The 2,314-nt window shown below is 35.3% G+C and carries 1 protein-coding gene; it reads right to left on the bottom strand.

The window, feature by feature from the left end; genetic code table 11:
• Positions 1-2,161, bottom strand: a 2,161-nt coding sequence (locus CCY97_RS08055; protein ID WP_146744541.1) for a S8 family peptidase, incomplete at its 3' end; no start/stop codon positions are given.
• Between the last annotated feature and the right edge of the window lie 153 nt (positions 2,162-2,314).

Raw genomic sequence — 2,314 nt, 5'->3', positions numbered from 1 at the left:
TACCACCATTTAGTGCATACACATCTCCGCTTGAAAGCGTGCCACTGATTTGGACTTCACCTCCGTTTATAGCATATAAATTTTGTTTGGCGTTAGTTTGGCCTGATATTAGGATTTGACCGCCTTTATCTGCGTAGAGTGCTGTATTTTCAGCAATAACGTTATTAAGTTCTAAAATTCCACCACTAGCAACAGTTGGTCCATTATATTTTAAAGTATTTCCTTCGAATTTAAATGTCCCTTGTCCAGTTTTTACAAATCCTGCTTCGAGAGTTTTAAGATTGGATATCCTGTTGTCGCTTTTTAGGGAATTTATAGCCTCATCTATGTGGTATTTATCATCCCATTTTATTTCGCTTATATCATTTGTAAATGCAAATTGACCATTTTGTCCCTGTGTATCTATGGTGTAAAATGCATATAATTTTTTATTTCCATCAGCGTTTTCAAATTCTTGTAAATCGCTTGGATTTAGTCGGTTGATATCAAGAGCTGCTAGGCCTTTCAAAGCGTTTTGGGCATCAAGTAAACCACTACCGATAATCTCTTCTTTAGAAAGTCTAACAACAGAAATAGGGTATGTTTTATCGCCAGAAGTTACATCGGCATCGCTTTTCAATAGATTTCTTTTTATATATTCAGCTAAGTTTTTATCATTTTCGTTCATTTTAAACCCAGCTTGCACTAAATCATTTTCAACCTCTTCTAAATTTACTTCGTTGTTATTTCCTGTTTTTGGTACATCTTTGTTTGTGTATACTACTGTGTAAAAAAACCCTCCAGATCTTGTAACATTAGTCATAAGTAAAAGATTAGGTAGTTCTACATTTTTGTTGGCAGTAGTAAGTAAAACATCACCAATTTGAGAGCCTTTTAAAAAAGGGAATTTTTGCTGCACTAAAGCTGCTATACTACTTACATAAGGTGTTGCGAAACTCGTTCCAGCACTATTGGGGATGGTAGTATCTGTATTTTTAACTAATTTATTTGATTCGATATTGTAGAAGCTGTAGCCGTATTTTGCATTTGCTGTGACGAGGTTTTGAGCTGGTGCTACAAGAGCGTAAAGGGAATTGTTTTTAAAAAGATTGCTCATATAATATATGCCTTGACGTTCTGCTAGCTTAAGCACAATTTTTTCGTATTTACTATCGTTATTATTAGCACTCTCATATTGTCTTAATATAGTTTGACGTTCTTCTTCGCTAAAGCTTTGTAGAGTGATTTTATCGTTACTAACAGTAATTTTATTTGGATTTACACCCCCAGCCACTAAAAGTCCACGGTAACTCTCATCATAGCTTGGCAAAACAGAATTGGCTCTTGTTGAAATGAAGCCATCATTTCCAGCACCTACTATATTCAATATACCTTGTTCTTTTGAAAAATTGGCTAAAATTTCTGCATGTTGTAAACCTAAATCGTTTTCTATAAGCTTACGAAAAGCTTCCGGGCTTAATGGACTGGCATTATTATTTGAAAGGGTTTCTAATCCACTACCCCATGTGCGATTTATAAGTGGGAAAGCATCGCTTGCATAGCTATGGTTAAATACCTTTGCACCACTTTTTATCATTGTTTGAATGTCGTTTGTGAAATTATTTTTATTTGTATTGTAAACAAATCCTGGATTAAGATAAGCCAGACCAAAAAATTTAGCCCCACTTGCTACACCAGTTAAATCGCTGTTTGTATTACCTACTATGATTGAAGCTACTTGAGTGCCGTGAATATTAGAATTACCGGCTCCTACGAATTTATCCGGGTCTATTCTATTATTTATGGTATTTATAGCTTTACCACTTAAAATAGGATTATCTAGATTATACGGACCATCAAGTATTCCGACCACTATGCCAGTTCCGTCTATGGTTGGATTTTTTTCTTTCGCTTTGTCGAGTCTTACCACCTTATTAGCAATTTCATTTGCTGGTGTGTTATTTGCATTTGCATTTGAGATAAGACCCGCGTGCTTGCCTGCCAGCACAGGATTTTTAGGATTAAACACCCCATCTATGACACCAATGACCACACCAGTACCAGTAATTGTAGGATTCTCATTGTTTGCTTGAGAAAGATTTATAAGCTTATTTGCTACTTCGTTTGCACCAAGGATACAGATAAGAGTAAAGAGAGTAAGAATTCTGACAAGTTTTATCACTTCACCCTCCTGCGATTTTGCAATTATTGATCAAATTTGAAACATTGTGATAGCACAGAACGATTATACCAGCTTAGCAATCAAGAAGCACTCTATCTCATTGGTAATGCTGCAAAAAAACTGTTGCTATAAATAAGTCAATCATATAGCTAC

It is taken from the genome of Helicobacter sp. 10-6591 (genome assembly GCF_003288805.1).
GTDB lineage: Bacteria > Campylobacterota > Campylobacteria > Campylobacterales > Helicobacteraceae > Helicobacter_F.
This window is presented reverse-complemented; position numbering and strand designations above follow the sequence as displayed.